This is a genomic window from Epibacterium sp. ABV4_022, assembly GCF_056159345.1.
Genome location: NZ_JBSWVA010000002.1, coordinates 13048 through 31608 on the forward strand (window position 1 = coordinate 13048; position 18561 = coordinate 31608).

Sequence of the window (18561 nt, forward strand, 5' to 3'; positions counted from 1 at the left end):
AGGAATGAACAATGGCTGCGAACATGTTCGTTAATATCTCCGACATCCCCGGCGACGCGACCGAGAAGGGCCACGACAAGTGGATCGTGATCCAGTCGCTGAGCTGGAATGTCGAGCGCGCTGTCGAAATGTCCGACCTTGGCTCCACCCAGCGTGGCCACGCGAACTCCAACTTCGGCAAGATCGAAGTCACCTCGCAGATGGGGATCGCTTCCAACAAGCTGGCGACCTCCGTGGCCAACGGCACCGTGCGTCCGGAAATCAAGCTGCATATGTGCCGTTCGGGCGAAAGCGCCTCTGCCGGTCTCGAAGCTTACTCGATCTGGACCCTCAAGGACGTGGTGATCGACAGCTATTCGATCTCCGGCTCCGAGGACGGCATCCCGGAAGAGACCTGGACCATGGCCTATGCCGCGATCGAGCATGAGTACAAGTCCACCGACCAGAAGACCGCGAAGCTCAAGACCGAAAACACCTTCAAGTGGAACGTTCAGACCGGCCAGGTCGAATAATTCCCGCACCTTGCGTGTTATCAAAGTCCCGGGCGCTGAAGTGCCCGGGACTGACAGTAATAGATTTCTTATAGAATTTCAGGGGGAAGCGCTTCGTGTCCATGACAGCACAAGAGCAACTAAAGGCGGGTGACCCGGCGGCGGCTCTGGCCGCATTGCAGGATGAGGTCCGCAAGGATCCTTCCAACGCCAAGCTGCGCATCTTCCTGTTCCAACTTCTTTGCGTGCTTGGGGACTGGAAGCGTGCCGTCACCCAGCTGAAGCTGTCAGCCGATATGGACAGTGCAGCGACCACCATGGCGCAGGCCTATCGCGAGGCAATCATCTGCGAGGTCTACCGCGATAAGGTCTTCAAGGGAGAGAAGGAGCCGCTGATCTTCGGTGAGCCGGAGGAATGGCTGGCCTTGCTGATCCAGGCGCAAAAAACCCTCGCGGCGGGGAAGCCCGAACAAGCGGCAGAGACACGTGCCAAAGCCTTTGATGCGGCGCCTGCAATAGGTGGCACGTTAAACGAAAAGCGGTTCGACTGGATTGCGGATGCCGATATGCGCTTGGGGCCGGTGCTGGAGGTGATCGTCAACGGACGCTACTTCTGGATGCCGTTTTCCAAGATCGACACCCTGGAGCTGGAAGAGCCTGCGGATTTGCGCGATGCGGTCTGGATGGCCGGAACCCTGACGCCCAAGGACGGCGGGGCCTTGGCGGTATTGGTGCCGACGCGGTATCCGGGATCTGCCGAGGCGGGGGGGCTGACGGCGCTTGCGCGGTCGACCGATTGGGTTGATCTCGGCGCGGAGTCTTTCGGCGGGCTTGGGCAACGCGTTCTTGCCACAGACCAGGACGACGTTGCCTTGATGGATCTGCGTCTGCTGAAAATGGACGGGAGCACGTCCGGCGATGGCTGATAAGACCCTCGCAGAGCGCTTGCAGCCGTCCCTCCTGGATCGGCTCACAGATGATGCGCCCGGCGAGCGGAAGGAAACCCGCGACTCTCGGGTCATTGACGTGGTGCGCTTGCGGGAAATCATCCAGCGCGATTTGTCCTGGCTGTTGAACACCCAGAATGGTGGCCACTTTATCGACGAGGAGCGTTTTCCGTCGGTGTCACGTTCGGTGCTGAACTACGGGCTGCATGAGGTGACGGGGGAGTTCACCGCAAAGGAAAAGATGCGGGAAATCCGTGATTCCATACGCAGCGCGATCCAGGCCTATGAACCCAGAATTATTGATGGCTCGGTCGATGTCACGCTGGTGGATGCAGAAGACACGACACAGATGACCGTAGCTTTGGAGATCCGGGCGGACATGTGGGCGCAACCCATGCCGCTGGAACTCTATCTGCGTTCGAAGGTCGATCTCACAACAGGCGAAGTCCACATGGACCGGAGGGGTTAACGTGGATACGCGGTTACTTGAGCATTACGAGACGGAACTGAATTACCTGCGCGACATGGGGGCAGAGTTTGCGGCCGCCTATCCAAAGATTGCGTCGCGCCTCGGCATGGAGGGAGTCGAGGTGCTCGACCCCTATGTCGAGCGTCTGCTGGAGGGCGTTGCCTTCCTGTCGGCCCGGGTGCAATTGGAGTTGCAACTGCAATACCCCAATTTCACGTCCAACCTGCTCGAGATCATCTATCCACACTACCTGGCCCCGACCCCTTCGATGATGATTGCGCGGCTGGAGCCGGATATTTCCAACTCTGCGGTGAAGGCGGGATACAAGCTGTCGCGTGGGACAACCATGCGCTCCGGATTGACCGACGGTATCCAGACTGCGGTTGAGTTTCGTACCGCGGCGGATCTGACACTCTGGCCCATCGAAATTGAAGAAGCGCAATATATCGATGGCCGTGGTGAACTTGTCGCCGCCGGGGTCGCGCAGGGCTATGATGCACGCGCGGGCATTCGGCTGCGGTTGCGTCGCAAGGATGGTGAACCGATCCGCGAGTTGGATATGGATCATCTCAGCCTCTACCTGACCAATGCCGCAGGCAACAGCTGGCCTTTGCTCGAACTGCTGTGCACGCAAGTGTCCGGGCTTGTGGGGCGCAGCACGGATCGACGCGATGATTGGCAAATGCCATTGCGGCAGGGCTTCGTCCGGCAAACCGGGTTTTCGCCGGACGAAGCCCTGCTGCCGGTGCCGCGCCGCGTGTTTGATGGCTATCGCCTGTTGCAGGAGTATTTTGCGCTTCCTGAACGGTTCCGCTTTGTCGAGTTGACCGGGTTGAAGCCGGCTCTTCAACGGGCCAAGGGCGCGGATGTGGATGTGTATATCCTGCTGCGCGAGGGCATGAAGAATATCGAGCAGATCATTATGCCCGATGTCTTTGAACCGCATGCTGTTCCTGCGGTGAATCTGTTCGAGAAACGGTGCGACCGGGTGCGGGTCCTGTCCAAGGACACAGAGCACCACGTGATCCCGAACCGCACCGCCGGGCTCGATTATGAAATTTACGCGCTGAAATCGGTGACCGGCATCAGCGGTGACGGCGAGGATGATGTCACGTTTCGGCCGTTCTATTCAGCCACGGATCTGACCGCCGCCGGGGAGGGGCACCCGGCCTATTATACCCTGAAGCGCAAGATGCGGCAGCGTTCCGAGAAGGAGCGGCTGCGTGGTGTGCGATCTTCCTACCTCGGGTCCGAGGCCTATTTGACATTGGTTGACAGGGCGCAAGCCCCTTACAGCGCCGGATTGGAACAGCTGGCGGTGACCGCCCTGTGTACCAATCGTGACTTGCCGATGCTGCTGGCGACAGGGAACGAGGATGTCTTTCATTTGCCGGATGGCGGGCCGGTCAAGAAGATCTCCCTGCCGGTATCGCCAACCCGTCCGCATCCGACTCTGGCTCAGGGCGACACGGCTTGGCGATTGATCTCGCATCTGAGCCTCAACTACCTGTCGATTGCTGAAAGCGACACCGGGCATTCCGCGTCCGCCCTGCGCGAATTGATCGGGCTTTATGCGCCGTTGGGCAATCGGGTCACGGAAAAGCAGCTGGAAGGTATCTTGTCGGTGTCCACCCGGCCGATCGTCCGGCTCATGAGTGACGAAGTTCTGTCGACGGCCGTACGCGGGATCGAGGTGTCGCTGGGCTTTGACGAAAGCTACTTCGAAGGTACCAATATCTATGCCCTTGGGGCCGTGCTGGAGCGCTTCTTTCGTGGCTATGCCAGCATCAACTCCTTTACCGAAACCGTCCTGACAACGGAAAAACGCGGGGAAATTGCCCGATGGCGACCAGAGAAAGGTCTCGGTCGCACGCTGTGACCCGGGATCAACACACCCTGTTCGACAACCTTGTCGACTCCCCCCAGGAGCATCACCTGTTCCAGGCGTTGCGCGTGCTTGAGGCGCATTTCGGGGATCATCCGCGCCTTGGTGAAAGCCGGCGGCCACGCCATGATGCGCTGCGCCTTGGACAAGAGGCCGAGCTGGCGTTTCCCCCGTCGACGATCGCCGATTTCAAACCCGGGAGCGCCACAGGGCCCGCGCGCCTGACAAACCGGTTCTTCGGCCTGTTCGGGCCCTCCGGGCCTTTGCCGCTGCATTTGACGGAATATGCGCGCGACCGCAAGCGCAACCATCGGGACCCAACCATGGTGGCGTTTGCTGATATGCTGACGCACCGTTTGTTGAGCCTGTTGTATCGTGCCTGGTCCCAGGGTTCGCCCGCAGTGAGCTTTGACAGAGGTGACGACCCGATCGCGCGCAAGGTGGCGGCGCTTGCCGGATACCACGGTGATCACCTGCAGGGGCGTGATGCGATGCCGGACATGGCGCGGCTGCATTATGCCGGTCATCTCGGTCAACAGGCGCGCAACCCCGAAGGGTTGGTTTCGATCCTGTCCTCCTTCCTCGGCGTCGAGGTGAAGCTGGAGGAGTTCGTCGGATCCTGGCTCGAACTGGAACCCGATGACCGCTGGCAACTGGGCTCGGGGGCGCTTGGGAAAACCACATCGATCGGTGACAAGGTCTGGAGCCGTTCAGCGAAGTTCAGACTCCGGATCGGCCCCTTGTCGTTGCCGGATTACGAAAGGTTGCTCCCGGGGGGAGAGAGCCTCAAACGCGTGCGCGCCATCGTCCGGTCCTATGTCGGCGATTGCCTTGATTGGGACGTGAACCTTATCCTCGATGGCGAAGAGGTGCCGCGTGCCAGCCTCGGCGGGACCACGCGCCTGGGGCATACGAGCTGGGTGCGTACCCGCCCGGACCCGGACGCAACCCGTCCGGATGCAGATGATTTATACCTATACCCCGCGCACGGCGGCGCAGGGCAAGACAGCTCGACAGAGGGAAGGACCTGATATGACCGAGATCAGCCGTGTAGCGCTTTTTGGCAAGCTCAACAAACTGGGATATCAGGCTGTCGAGAGCGCGACCGTCTTCTGCAAGATGCGCGGGAACCCTTATGTGGAGCTGGTGCATTGGCTGCATCAGCTGTTGGCGCAGCAGGACAGTGATATTCATCGTATCATTGCCCATTATGACCTTGATACCGGAAAGATCGCGACAGAATTGACACGGGCGCTGGATCAGTTGCCGCGTGGCGCGTCAACGATTTCCGATCTGTCCGATCATCTCATGGATGCGATGGAGCGCGGTTGGGTCTGGGGATCGCTCTTGTATTCGGCGAGCCAGGTACGCTCCGGCCATCTTCTGCTGGGGATGCTCAAGACGCCGGCGCTGCGCAATATTCTCAGTACAATGTCGCCGGAGTTGGCGCGCATCGGAGCAGATGATCTTGCGGACAATTTTGCCGCGGCCACTGATGGATCGCCCGAGGAGAGGTTGACCGCGCAAGACGGCTCCAACGTCGGAGGGGGGGCGGAACCCGGTGAAGCCTCTGCGGCCATGGCGCCGGGTGCCATGGGGCAAGGCGAAGCGTTGGAGCAATTCTGCACCGACCTGACCGCCCAGGCCAAGGCCGGCGAAATCGACCCGATCGTTGGCCGGGACGAGGAAATCCGTCAGATCGTCGACATTCTGATGCGGCGACGTCAGAACAACCCGATCCTCACAGGGGAGGCCGGCGTCGGCAAAACCGCTGTTGTCGAGGGCTTTGCGCTCCGAATTGCGCGCGGCGACGTACCGCCGGCATTGCAGGACGTGCGCTTGCTGGTCCTCGATGTGGGCTTGTTGCAGGCGGGCGCCAGCATGAAGGGCGAGTTTGAAAACCGACTGCGCCAGGTGATCGACGAGGTTCAGGCCAGTCCGACCCCGATCGTGATGTTCGTGGATGAAACCCACACGCTGGTCGGGGCTGGCGGGGCCGCCGGCACCGGCGATGCGGCGAACCTGCTGAAACCTGCTCTGGCCCGCGGCACCCTGCGGACGATCGGTGCAACCACATGGGCAGAATACAAGAAGTACATTGAGAAGGATCCGGCGCTCACCCGCCGTTTCCAGGTGGTCAAGGTGGAAGAGCCGTCGATCCCAAAGGCGGTGCTGATGATGCGTGGCATTGCATCGATGCTGGAGAAACACCACCGCGTGCAGGTTCTGGACGAGGGGATCGAGGCCGCTGTGTCTCTGTCGGCGCGCTATATCCCGGCCCGCCAGTTGCCGGATAAGTCGGTGAGCCTTCTGGATACGGCCTGTGCCCGGGTTGCGGTCAGCCAGCATGCGGTCCCGGCAGAAGTGGATGACAGCCAGCGCCGGATCGAGGCGCTGACCACCGAACTGGAGATCATCGGTCGGGACGAGACGGCCGGCTATGAGGTTGCGGATCGTCGCGAGGCGGTGACTGCCGCCAAGGTTGCAGAGGAAGAGCGCCTGTCTGACTTGACCGCCCAGTGGGACCGGGAGAAAGCCTGCGTGGACGCCATCCTTGACCTGCGCGCCAAACTCCGGGAGGGCGCCGCGCCCGTCGATACCGAGCAGGCGTCTGGAGACGACGGAGACACGGGCGCGACCGAAGCCGGCGGCAGCCCGCTGAGCGACGAGGCGCGCGCCGGGTTGATGGCAGAGCTCAAGGCGAAGAACGCCGAATTGGTCAGCCTGCAAGGCGACCGCCCGCTGATGTTGCCGATCGTCGATCAGCAGGCCGTGGCCGCGGTGGTTGGTGACTGGACCGGCATTCCTGTGGGCCGCATGGTGAAGGACGAGATCCAGACCATTCTCAGTCTGGAAGAACACCTTGCCAAACGCGTGATCGGTCAGGATCACGCGATGAAAATGATCGCCAAGCGGATCCAGACCAGCCGTGCCGGGCTCGACAATCCCAACAAACCCATCGGTGTGTTCATGCTTGCCGGGACGTCGGGCGTGGGTAAGACGGAGACCGCGCTGGCGCTGGCCGAAGTCATGTATGGGGGCGAACAGAATGTCATCACCATCAACATGTCCGAATATCAAGAGGCCCATACCGTCAGCAGTCTGAAAGGGGCACCTCCCGGCTATGTCGGCTATGGCGAGGGGGGCGTGCTGACCGAGGCTGTGCGGCGCAAACCCTATTCCGTGGTCCTGCTTGACGAGGTCGAGAAAGCGCACCCCGATGTGCACGAAATCTTCTTTCAGGTCTTTGACAAGGGCGTGATGGAAGATGGCGAAGGTCGCATCATTGACTTCAAGAACACATTGATCCTGCTGACGACCAACGCCGGGTCCGACATGGTGATGGACATGTGTTCCGATCCGGACCTGCTGCCCGATCCGGAAGGTCTGGCAAAGGCGCTACGTGATCCTTTGCTGAAGGTCTTCCCACCCGCGCTGCTGGGGCGAATGGTGACAATCCCTTATTATCCACTGACGCCCGACATGATTGCGGAGATCACCAAACTTCAGTTGGGCCGTATTCAAAAGCGGGTCGAAGACAGCCACGGCGTGCCCTTCAGCTACTCTGACGCTGTCGTCGATGCGATTGTCGAGCGGTGCCAGGAGCTTGAAAGCGGTGGTCGCATGATCGATGCGATCGTGACCAATTCCATGTTGCCGGATATTTCGAACGAGTTTCTACGTCGTCTGATGGAAGGGCAGGAAGTAAAGCGGGTTGCTATCGAAGTGGAGGGTGGAGACTTCACCTACAGTTTCGATTGAAGACACCCGGTGGGGGGCGGTGGATGCAGACGCCGCCTCACACGGCCGGGACCATAAAAGCCGCGTGCCGCCAGGAGGCTGCGGCGGTGTGATTTAAACGGGCTCCATACCGACAAGGCAGGGAGCCCTCCGGTTAAACCGGAAAAGGCAACAACCGCGCGAGCGGTTGCCCCCGGAGCGGGTGCGCAGAAGAGCTTGGGAGACAGGAACCGTGTCAGACATGACCGCCAATCCGACATTTGGAAGCCGCGCCTGGGCGCAGGTCGTGATCGAGCGGCCGAGCGTTACCAATGCCATTCTCGGGGTGATCATCTTTAATGCGATAACGCTGGGCCTTGGCACCTCAAAGGTGGTGCAGGCCCACGTGGGCGAGCTGCTTGATATAATCGACAATGTGGTCCTGGCGATCTTTATCGTCGAACTCGCCATGAAGCTCTACGCCTACGGATTGCGGTTCTTTTCCTCGGCGTGGAACGTCTTTGACCTTGTGGTGGTTGCGCTGGGTCTGTTGCCGGATCGGCAGGGGCTCTCTGCTCTGCGTGGGTTGCGGGTCCTGCGTGCGATGCGACTGTTGTCGGTGATCCCGCAGATGCGAGCGGTGGTGCAGGCATTGCTGGACGCGTTGCCGGGGATGGGTGCCGTCATCGTGATGATCTCCATCGTCTTTTACATTTTCGCGGTCATGGCGACGTTGATGTATGGCGCGGCGTTTCCGGAATGGTTTGGCACGCTTGGGCGCTCTTTGTATTCGCTGTTCCAGATCATGACGCTGGAGAGTTGGTCGATGGGAATCGTCCGACCGGTGATGGAGGTGTACCCAACAGCGTGGGCGTTTTTTGTGCCCTTTATTGTGGTGACTGCGTTTTCCGTGCTGAACCTCTTCATCGGTCTTCTGGTGAACACGATGCAATCGGCGGTGGAAGAAGAGACCGAGGCGGAAATTCACAAACTACGCGATCTGGTTAAGTCGGAAACAGACGTCGTCGATGGGCACGTTGTGGAACTTCGCGATGAAATCCGCGCCCTGAGAGCGGAAGTTGCGGCACTCACGCAGGAGGGCAAAGATGACTGATAGCGCGCAGAAGTTCATCGCCCGCAACCGGGCCCCCCGGGTTCAGATCGAATACGATGTGGAACTCTATGGCGCCGAGAAAAAGGTTCAATTGCCCTTTGTGATGGGCGTCATGGCAGACCTGGTGGGGAAATCGAATACGCCGCAGCCTGCGATAGCGGATCGGAAATTCCTGGAGATTGACGCCGACAATTTTGATGAACGCATGCGGTCGATGGCGCCGCGCGCCGCTTTCACCGTGCCCAACACGCTCACGGGGGAGGGGACGCTGGCCGTCGATCTCACCTTCGAGAGCATGACCGATTTCACACCGGGGGCGGTCGCGGCAAAGGTGGATGCCTTGCGGCCGTTGCTGGAGGCGCGCCAGCAGCTTGAACAACTCATGACGTATATGGATGGCAAGGCCGGTGCCGAAGAGCTGATCGAAACGGTCCTGCGATCACCGAGTCTGTTGTCGTCATTGGCGGGGCAGGGGGCAGGGCCCGATGCGGAGGCGGATGCAGCCCTTCAAAGCTTGCGCAATGCGCAACCGGCCTCTGCGCCGGAGGAACCCGGGCATGAGGATGTTCTGACGCAGTTGGCTGCCCAGGCGCCCGAGGACGCGGGCACGGAGGATGCAGCGACAGATGTATTGGCCGATCTGCGTGCGGCAGCACCGACCGAGGAACCTGTGTCAGATGCCGCCGACAGCGTGCTGTCTTCTCTGGCTGCCTCCGAGCCCGATGAGGTTCCGGCTAAGTCTGATCATGACGAAACCCTGTCGCGCCTGGCTGCGGCAGAGCCCTCCCTGCCTGAGCAGGAGGATCAGCGCGGCTCCGTTCTACAATCGCTTTCGGATCAGGCACCGGAGGAGGTCAGTGCGGACACAGCCGTCGATGACGCTCTGGGCACACTCGCGGCCCAAACACCGTTCGAGGCGGACGATCAGGATGATTCCGAGGCCGTCCTTGACGCACTTTCTGCACAAGAACCCATCTCTGCCGCGCCGGAGTCTGATGGTTCAGAGCAGGTGCTGGCCAGTCTAGCGGATGCTGAGGTTCCCGAGCCTCCTCGCGCTGCGGGTGTAGAGGAGGTGCTTCAGAGCCTCGAAGTGGCCGAGACAGACGACGATGGCATTGATGTTGATGATGTGCTGTCGGGGATCGAGGTCGTAAATACGCCCACGCAAGACGATACCGTCGATCTTGAGACTGTTGTCGGCGCGCTGGACACGGCGGAGACCACACCAGAGACTGACGTCGATGATGTGTTGTCGGGTCTCGACCCGGTCCTCGAGACTGATGACGAAGACGACGCACGCGCGTTGTCCGATATGCTGGATGACTTCGGTGGCACTGAAACGGCACCGGAGACTGATGTCTCAGAGGTTTTGGCGGGGTTGGAACCTGTGGAGGCCACATCCGACACGGCAGAGAGCGATCTGGCGTCGATGCTGGAGGACGTGCCAGCCGCGACTGAGGAAGCCCAGGATAATCTGGATGATGTCCTTGCCGGATTGGAACCGGTAGAGCAGGCCGCGGATGCGGAAACCGCGGATCTCGAGACGGTATTGGATCAATTGCCAGTGCCTGAAGCCGGAAACGAAAGTGATCTTGGTGCGGATGACATCCTGTCTGGTCTGTCCGACATCGATGTAGGAGATGCTTCTCCCGAGGGCGACACAGCAGTGGATGACATCCTGTCCGCAATCGAGGCCGACGCCCCGGAACAGGATCTCGAAACCCCAACCGCAGATGATGATCTAGACCTTGATTATCTTCTGTCTGATCTCGATACCCACGAGGATGAGCCCTCGGACGGCGTGGTTGCGGCAGACCCTGACGCGGCGGGCGATCAAACCGACACCAGTGAAGACGGTGATGCGGACACGATCTCCGCCGACCTGGATACGCTTCTTGATGATCTTGATATGTCGGAAGGCCCAAGTTCCGATGAGGACACATCGGATCCGATCCTTGAGGATCTGCTGGGCGATCTGCCGGATCACGATGCGCCCGACGGAAATCCGGAACCGCCGCACGCAGAAGACATTTCGACCATACCGGAGGATGTCGCCGAGACCGACGCCACCGAGGCAGCCGAAACTGATCTGGACGCGCTCTTGGCGGATCTCGACGAGTCGGAGGAAGCCGATAGTCAAAACGATGATCTGGATGCGCTTTTTGGTGATCTGGAGGATGCAGCGGCCGCCGAGGAAGAAGACGATCTGGCAGATCTTGATGCGCTGTTGGGGGACCTTGATGAGGATGCCGAGGGCGATCTCGACCTGGATGCTCTGCTGGCGGGCGATGCGGATTCAGAAACCGGCGAGGAGCAGGCCGCTTCGAAACAACCGGAGCCCGAACTGGCTTATGGGACACTGTCGGCGCAACGTCCCGAGCCGCAAAAACTGGAGCGCAAGCGCTTTCGGTTGGCGGTTTTTGGCGATTTCACGGGCCGCGCCGCCCGGGGCCTGATCGACACGGGCGATGCACTGGCACAGCGCAAACCCATGGTTCTGGATCCCGATACCTTCGAGGATGTGATCGAGAGTTTCGCCACTGAGCTTGTGCTGCCCATCGGCAAGGACGGCGCGGGGATTTCCGTCAAGCTGGGAGAGTTCGACGACCTGCATCCGGATGAGCTCTATGACAATGTCACGCTGTTCTCGGAGCTTGTCGGGCTGCGCAAACAGCTACAGAGCGGCACCACCAAGGACCACGCCATGAAGACATTGGCGGCTTGGGCAGAGGCGCATGGCACGCCGATCCGTGCGCCCAAAGCGCGGTCCGGCGGCAATGCTGTGCCTGCGGACAGACGGCTGAGCGATTTTCAAAAGCTGATCGGTGACACGGGCAACAGGTTGCGCGAAGCGTCTCCGGTGGACGACATGCTGGCGCGCGTTGTTGGTCCGCATATCCGCGCCCTGCCGGACCCCAATCTCGGGGCCATGCAGGACGCAGTTGATCTGGCGCTATCTGATGCGATGCGACTGGTATTGCATCATCCGGAATTCCAGTCGGTCGAGGCGCAATGGCGATCCTTGGACCTGATCCAGAGGTCGGTTGAAGTGGATGATACGCTGGAGGTGATGCTCTATGACGTATCTGCGGAGGAAATCGCCGCCGATCTCGCCGCCCAGGAAGACTTGTCACAAAGCGGATTTGTGCGGCTTTTGACAGAAGAGCCGATGGATGCGGAGAACGGCCGTGGCGCCTATTCGGCGTTGATTGGGCTCTATACGTTTGAGGAAACACCGCCGCATGCGGAATTGCTGGGCCGCTTCGCCCGGGTCGCGGCGCATGTCGATGCCCCCTTTCTGGCATCCGTGACGCCTGCCTTCTGGGATCATCCCAAGGACGAGCGCCCCAAACTGGTGGCTGACGCCTGGGATACGCTTGCCGGAATGGTCGAGGCCGGCCATCTCGGACTGTTGACCCCGCGCTTCCTGTTGCGCCGACCCTATGGGGCCAAAGGCGAACCGATTGATCCGTTTGATTTCGAGGAATTCACCCAGAGCGAGGGCTTGCGCGGCATGCTATGGGGCAACCCGGTGGTTCTGGCGGCAATCCTGATGGCAAAATCCTTCAAAGAGAACGGTGCATCGCTCCAACTCGGATCGATCATGTCGCTGGGGGATATGCCATATCATTACGTGACGGACCGTTTCGGTGATCAGGTGGCGTTGCCTTGCACCGAACGGAACGTCGATCTTGATAAGATTGCTGCCGCAAAGGAGCGAGGCTTCATGCCGATCGCAGCAGTGCGGGGGCGGGATGAAATTCGTTTGACGTCGTTCAACTCGCTGCGCGGCGAGGCGCTGCTGGGGCCGTGGACGGGCGAGCCTGCCCCTGCGCCCTCGCCGGCGGACCCCACACCGCCCCGGCCTGAATCAGCGCCGGACAGCACGGATGACGACTCAGAGCTTGATTTGAATTTTGACGACGATGGCGAGGGCGGCGATGATGATCTCGACGCGCTTCTCGCCGGATTTGGTGATGATGACGATTCTGATTTGGACGGCGATATAGACGCCGATCTAGAGGCACTTTTGAATGACCTGTGACTTTGTATTCCGAAACTCTTTGCCCAGGGCTGAGGCGCGCCTCGCCGGTGCCCGGGACCGAAAGGAGAAGCCATGACCGAAAGCAAAGCCCATGAAAATGACGTCGTCTGGATGTCTGGGTCTTATTCGGTAAAAGGGCTTATGATGCGCCGCGCCATCGTGCGCGAAGGATTGAGCAAACTTACCGAGACGACGATCGAATTCCAGTCCCGCAACTCTGCCGTATCGCTAGACGATCTGGTGGGGCAGACCATGAATGTGCATGTGGTCACCGAGGAGGGCAAGGAGCAGAAATTCTCCGGCCTGTGTATCTCGGTCGAGAACTTTGGCTTCCGCGATGGGTATACCCAGTTCGTGGCCGAGGTCAGACCCTGGTTCTGGTTGTTGACCCGAACCGAGGATTGCCGGGTCTTTCAGAACCTGTCAGCGCCCGACATTATCAAGCAGATCCTGTCGGAACACGGGTTCTCGGACTACAAGGACAGCCTGTCCGGGAGCTATGAGAAACGGGAATACTGCTTGCAGTATCGCGAAAGCGACTATGCCTTCATCTGCCGGTTGATGGAGGAAGAGGGGATCTACTTCTTCTTTGACAGCAACACCAGCCAGTCCACCGCTGAAAAACTGGTGTTGGCAGATGGTCTCAGCGCGCACAAACCCATAAGTGAGAACGCCACCGCAGAATTCCACATTCGCGACGATGCGGATCGGCGTCGGGGCGAGCATGTGGCGGAGTTGAGCAAGATCGAACGGGTCACAAGGGGCAAGGTCACGCTCAACGACTTTGACTTCAACACGCCACAGGCGGATCTCAAGGTCAGCGACGCCCAATCGAAGGGCAAGCACCAGTACAAGACCTTTGAGGTGTACGACTACCAGGCGCATTATCGCAAGGAGACTGGACTGGGCACCACATTCGCCCGGGCGCGCATGGATGCGGAGGCGTTGACCTATCAGCAATGGCGCGGTGCGTCGTCGCTGCGCACCCTTGGTGCCGGCTATACGTTCAAGCTGACGAAGCATGAGGATAGCGACAGCAACAAGGATTTCCTTGTGGTGGAGGCGGTTCACTACCTCAAGGTCGACAGCGAATTCGGAGAGCGCGACAGAGGGGCCAAGGGAAAGGGCGACGCGGAGGAAATGCGTCGCGATCTGAAGGCACAGAACCTCGACTTTCCGAAGGAAATAGAAAAGGACAGCTACGCCAACACCTTCCGGGTGATCGAGAAATCGGTTCAGTATCGAGCGCCGCGCGTCACGCCCTGGCCTGAGGTGCCGGGAGTTCAGACGGCCACCGTCGTGGGGACGTCTGGCGAGGAAATCCTGACCGATGAACACGGCCGGGTCAAAATCCAGTTCCACTGGGACCGTGAGGGCAAGAAGAACGAAACATCCTGTTGTTTCGTGCGCGTGATGACCCCCTGGTCGGGCAAGGATTGGGGGATGGTTGCAGTGCCCCGGATCGGTCAAGAGGTGGTGGTTCAGTTCGAGGATGGCAACCCGGATCGACCGATCATCACCGGCATGCTCTACAACGCGGAAACCAAGCCGCCCTACAAGTATCCCGACGATCAGACCCAACTTGGCATCAAGACGAATTCGTCGAAAGGCGGCGGTGGCTACAACGAGTTGATGTTCGACGACAAGAAAGACTCCGAACTGATGCGCATCCAGGCGCAGAAGTATCATCAGACGCTGGTGAAGGATCGATTGTCGATGACGGTGGGCCTGGATGCGATCGACAAGGAGGTCACCTCTGTTGATGAAAAATCCTACGACCTGACCATCGAACAGCATATGAACGAGACGGTGAAGTCCGGCGACCGAACCGAAATCGTGGAGACGGGTAACAAGGTCGAAACCGTAAAGACGGGCGACTACACCGAAACCATCGAGACCGGTAACAAAACGATGACGATCGAGACCGGGAACCTGACCGAGAATATCGACACGGGCAATGTCGACGTGACGATCGGACAGGGCAATCTGACCGAAACCATCAGCCAGGGTGATCACACGGAAACCGTCAGCCTCGGGAACATCACAACCGAGGCCTCGGCTGGCAAGATCGCGATTTCCGCTGGCATGGAAATCACGCTGACCGTAGGTGGGTCATCGATTAAAATCGATAACTCGGGTGTTACGATTAGTGGCCCGATGATCAAACTCGAGGCCGATGGGATGCTAGAAGCGAAATCTCCCCTGACCACCGTCAAGGGCGATGGAATGCTGACCCTTAAGGGCGGCGTCACCATGATCAACTAGGCGCGAAGACATGGCTGAGATGTTTGAAAAACTGGTGAAACTGCCAAAAGAACCTGTCGCGAAGATCCTCTCGCGGCAGCAGGTTCTGTTGAAAACCCCCCTTGAGTGCGAAGTCAGCGCCACCGCGCCCGTCGTGCTGAAGGAGCTGTATGACAAGAAGGCGATGATCGATCTGTTGCGGCTGATGGGTATCCTTCTGCCCCCGCGTGAGCGGGTGTGGTGGGCCTGTTTGGCAGCGCGCGATTATATCGGTCCGCGCAGTCCCAAGGATCCGCCGTCGCTTGCCACTTCGGAGGCCTGGGTTCTGGACCCGACGGAAGACAACCGTCAAGCGGCGCGGATTACGATCGACCATGCTTATGTGGATGATGACACGGTGAACTGCGCTTGGGCGGTGACGTATCATGACGGCACGCTTGGTCCGGGTGATCTGCGTCAATATCCGGCGCCGGCGGGGGCGGCAGAGGCCGCCGCCTTTGCCATGAATATGGTGGCCTTGGGTCAATTATCTGATAAGTTTGAAGAACATGGCTATATACTGATCGAGCGTGCGCTGGATATTGCTCGAGGTGGCAATGGCCGTGTAGGCACTGCGGATGCAGGTGCTGCCGAGGCCCCGGAAATTGCTTCGGAATCCACCTAGGCCCGAACAGGAGAACGATATTATGGGCAGTCCCGCGCGAGAGGGTGACAACAGGGCTGGAAACACCGTGTGCCAACATGGCAGGGAGGCAGGCGCGCTATGGGCGTGAGGTTGCGTTTCCAGTCTTCCGGCACCATGCCGTCTGATGCAGCGCCCCTGGTGCTGCGCGGACCCAGCCTGACGATCGGGCGCGGGGCGACCAATGATGTGGTCCTGCCCGATCCGGACCAGATGTTGTCGCGTAATCACTGTGTGATCGAAGATCACGGCAGTCATGTGGCTGTTGTCGATCTGAGTTCAAACGGAACCTTTCTCAACTACGGGAAGATGCCCTTGGGGCCGACGCCCACACCGCTGAATGACGGTGATGTGCTGACCGTCGGATCGTACGAGTTGGCGGTCGAGATCACACAGGACGCAGCGCTTCCGGATCCGCTTGCGATGGAGCCTGCGGCGGCCGATCCTTTGTCACCCGGGCGGGCTGAGAATGCGCCGGATCCTCTGGCTCTGCTTGACGATGCCGGACCCGGTGGGGATTTTCTGGATGATCTTCTTGGGGAAAGCGCGCCAACGGGACCGTCGCAGATCAACCCGGTGGACCCAATTGATGACCTTCTGCCGCCCATGGGCGAAGAGGAGGATCCGTTCTTCGAACAACCCGATGACGGACGTCAGGGGCAGGGGGCGAGTCTGCCTGCACATAATCCTGCCGCGCAGGACGGGTTCTCGCCGCAACACGCCCCGCAACCAAATGTAATTCCGGATGACTGGGACGACGAGTTTTTCTCTGGCATTGCAGGGGACTCCGGGAACCAGGACCGTCCCCCGGCACCGCCGGAGAGACAAGAGACAAAGCGCCCAAATCCTGAGCCCGCCACAGCGCCGCCATCAGTAGAGGCCGATCCGGTTGCAGAGACAGAAGCGCAGGCAGCCACGGCGCGGCAGGATGTTGCACCCGCCAAAACGACAGCGTCCCCGGCGGAGGCGCCGCGGTCCAGCGCCGACGAGAGCGGTGCAGCGCAGGCTTTCCTGGATGCGCTGGCGGTGGACGATCTCTCTGTTCCTGCCGATGAATACGATACAATGATGGATCGCATGGGCCGGGTCATGAAGACCTTCATCATCGGCCTGCGGGAAATCCTGATGACGCGGACGTCGATCAAGTCGGAGTTTCGGATCGAACAGACGATGATCTCTGCCGGCGGCAACAATCCGTTGAAGTTCTCGATCTCGCCCGAGCAGGCGATCGAGGCGATGGTCAAACCCAAGGCGCGTGGTTATCTGGACGCGGAAGCAGCCGCGGAGGAAGCGCTACGGGACATCAAGGCGCATGAGATTGCGATGGTGACCGGCATGGAGGCGGCGCTTAAAGGGGTGCTTGCCAAGTTGGATCCCAAGTTGCTGGAAGCCCAGATTGAAAAAAAGGGTGGTCTGGGTGGCCTGTTGCGGAACAGGAAAGCCCAGTATTGGGACGTCTACGAGGAGCATTATGCCGAAATCTCCGATCAGGCGGAAAACGAGTTTCATGATCTGTTCAGCCGCGAGTTCGCTCGGGCCTACAAGGCTCAGATGGATCGGTTGAAAGAGGAATCCGACGCCTAGGCGCCGGTGACAACGAAAGGAGAGCCGAGTGTCCTGGGACAGCAAGGTGCTTTGGACCGAGGGGTTGTTTTTGCAGCCTCATCATTTCCAACAGGCTGATCGATATATGGAAGCCCAGGTCGCTGGCCTTGCACGGCGACTGGTGCCCTACGCGTGGGGGCTGACGGGGGTCGAGATTGATTTCGAAGCATTGAAAATCGGCCAGTTTGCCCTGAAGTCCTGCGAAGGGCTGACCCACGATGGCGCCGTTTTCCGGGTGCCCATGGCGGATGATCACCCCCCCGCCCTCGAGGTGCCGCAGACCATCAAGGATTGCATCGTCTATGTAACCGTTCCGCAGCGACGCCAGGGCGGGACAGAGGTCGACCTGACGGGCGCAGAGCGATCTGCCAGCCGGTTGCGTCCGGGCAAGCAGGAGGTGACCGATGTGACCTCTGTCGATCGCAAGCCTGTCGAACTGGATGTGGGTAAGCTGCGGTTGCAGTTCGCCCTTGAAGTAGACGATATGGCGGATCTTCTGGCGATCCCCGTGGCGCGCATCATTGAAGTGCGGGCAGATAAGGAGATCGTTCTCGATCAGTCGTTTATTCCGTCGGTTCTGGACATTCGGGCCGCCGCACCTCTCAATGACTTCCTCCGGGAGTTGGAGGGGCTGCTGGCGCACCGGATGGAGGCGCTCTCTGGTCGGTTGTCCGAAGCGGGCGGCGCGCGCGGCGTTGCAGATGTGTCTGACTTTATGCTTTTGGCGCTGGTCAACCGCAGCCTGCCGATGGTGCGTCACCTGCGCGAAATTGAAAACCTGCACCCCGAGCGCCTGTTCACCATCGCAACCGGCCTGGCGGGCGAGTTGTCTGCGTTTATGAGCACTGACAAGGTTGTGCCGGAATTTCCGCCCTACACTCACGATAACCTGAGCGCCTGTTTCGCGCCGGTTATCCGGGTCTTGCGGCAATACCTGAGTTCGGTTCTTGAGCAGACGGCGATCCCGATCAAACTGGAACCGCGCAAATATGGTATCTCCGTGGGCGTGATTGCGGATCGCAAACTGATCGGCAACTCGGGCTTTGTGCTTGCGGTCAAGGCGGATGTGCCGGCCGAGGATGTGCGGCGTCACTTTGCAGGGCAGGCAAAGATCGGCCCGGTCGAGGAAATCCGCCAACTGGTAAACTCAGCCTTGCCGGGGATCACTCTGCGGCCGTTGCCGGTTGCGCCGCGCCAGATCCCCTATCATTCGGGGGTCGTGTATTTCGAGATGGATGCCGAAAGCCCCTATTGGGGCAAGATGACCACGTCCGGTGGTATCGCCGTACATGTGTCCGGCCAATACCCGGGGCTCAGCATGGAGCTTTGGGCTATTCGCAATGCGTGAGCGCGGCTGAG

General features: G+C 59.9%; 12 protein-coding genes and 1 pseudogene. All 13 read left to right on the plus strand.

Going from position 1 to position 18561, the window contains the following annotated elements; translation table 11 throughout:
• The first annotated feature begins 11 nt into the window (after positions 1 to 11).
• The 13 genes and pseudogenes from ACXAF5_RS19185 to tssK all read left to right on the plus strand — a co-directional run bounded on the left by ACXAF5_RS19185 (position 12) and on the right by tssK (position 18550).
• A complete protein-coding gene (locus ACXAF5_RS19185) occupies positions 12 to 512 on the plus strand; it encodes an Hcp family type VI secretion system effector (protein WP_239324287.1) in 501 nt (166 codons plus the stop codon).
• A 101-nt stretch (positions 513 to 613) separates the two neighbouring features.
• Positions 614 to 1417: a type VI secretion system accessory protein TagJ gene (locus ACXAF5_RS19190; RefSeq protein WP_474947950.1), complete on the plus strand. Its 804-nt coding sequence runs from the start codon at positions 614 to 616 to the stop codon at positions 1415 to 1417.
• A complete protein-coding gene (gene tssE / locus ACXAF5_RS19195) occupies positions 1410 to 1907 on the plus strand; it encodes a type VI secretion system baseplate subunit TssE (protein WP_474947870.1) in 498 nt (165 codons plus the stop codon). The genes ACXAF5_RS19190 and tssE overlap by 8 nt, the downstream gene beginning before the upstream one ends.
• 1 nt (position 1908) lies before the next feature.
• Complete coding sequence (tssF, locus tag ACXAF5_RS19200; RefSeq protein ID WP_474947871.1) at positions 1909 to 3786, plus strand: type VI secretion system baseplate subunit TssF; 1878 nt, start codon at positions 1909 to 1911, stop codon at positions 3784 to 3786.
• The gene (gene tssG / locus ACXAF5_RS19205; protein ID WP_474947872.1) at positions 3750 to 4823 is read left to right on the plus strand and encodes a type VI secretion system baseplate subunit TssG; all 1074 of its coding nucleotides are present in this window, start codon (positions 3750 to 3752) and stop codon (positions 4821 to 4823) included. The genes tssF and tssG overlap by 37 nt, the downstream gene beginning before the upstream one ends.
• Position 4824: 1 nt before the next feature.
• Entirely contained in the window at positions 4825 to 7554 is a 2730-nt protein-coding gene (tssH, locus tag ACXAF5_RS19210) for a type VI secretion system ATPase TssH (protein ID WP_474947873.1), read from the plus strand.
• A gap of 220 nt (positions 7555 to 7774) precedes the next feature.
• Positions 7775 to 8626, plus strand: coding sequence for an ion transporter (locus ACXAF5_RS19215; protein WP_474947951.1), 852 nt, complete (start codon positions 7775 to 7777; stop codon positions 8624 to 8626).
• A pseudogene (gene tssB, locus ACXAF5_RS19220) lies at positions 8619 to 9125 on the plus strand (type VI secretion system contractile sheath small subunit); the annotation flags it as partial. The gene ACXAF5_RS19215 and the pseudogene tssB, both read left to right, overlap by 8 nt.
• Before the next feature lie 747 nt (positions 9126 to 9872).
• Entirely contained in the window at positions 9873 to 12671 is a 2799-nt protein-coding gene (locus tag ACXAF5_RS19225; RefSeq protein WP_474947952.1) for a type VI secretion system contractile sheath domain-containing protein, read from the plus strand.
• Between the two features lie 72 nt (positions 12672 to 12743).
• Positions 12744 to 14936, plus strand: a complete 2193-nt coding sequence (locus ACXAF5_RS19230; protein WP_474947874.1) for a type VI secretion system Vgr family protein — start codon at positions 12744 to 12746, stop codon at positions 14934 to 14936.
• A 10-nt stretch (positions 14937 to 14946) separates the two neighbouring features.
• Complete coding sequence (locus ACXAF5_RS19235; RefSeq protein WP_239324273.1) at positions 14947 to 15579, plus strand: DUF6931 family protein; 633 nt, start codon at positions 14947 to 14949, stop codon at positions 15577 to 15579.
• A 99-nt stretch (positions 15580 to 15678) separates the two neighbouring features.
• Positions 15679 to 17181 (plus strand): type VI secretion system-associated FHA domain protein TagH, encoded by a 1503-nt coding sequence (gene tagH, locus ACXAF5_RS19240; RefSeq protein WP_474947875.1) that lies wholly within the window; start codon positions 15679 to 15681, stop codon positions 17179 to 17181.
• 28 nt (positions 17182 to 17209) lie between these two features.
• Positions 17210 to 18550 (plus strand): type VI secretion system baseplate subunit TssK, encoded by a 1341-nt coding sequence (gene tssK, locus ACXAF5_RS19245; protein WP_474947876.1) that lies wholly within the window; start codon positions 17210 to 17212, stop codon positions 18548 to 18550.
• Positions 18551 to 18561 lie beyond the last annotated feature (11 nt).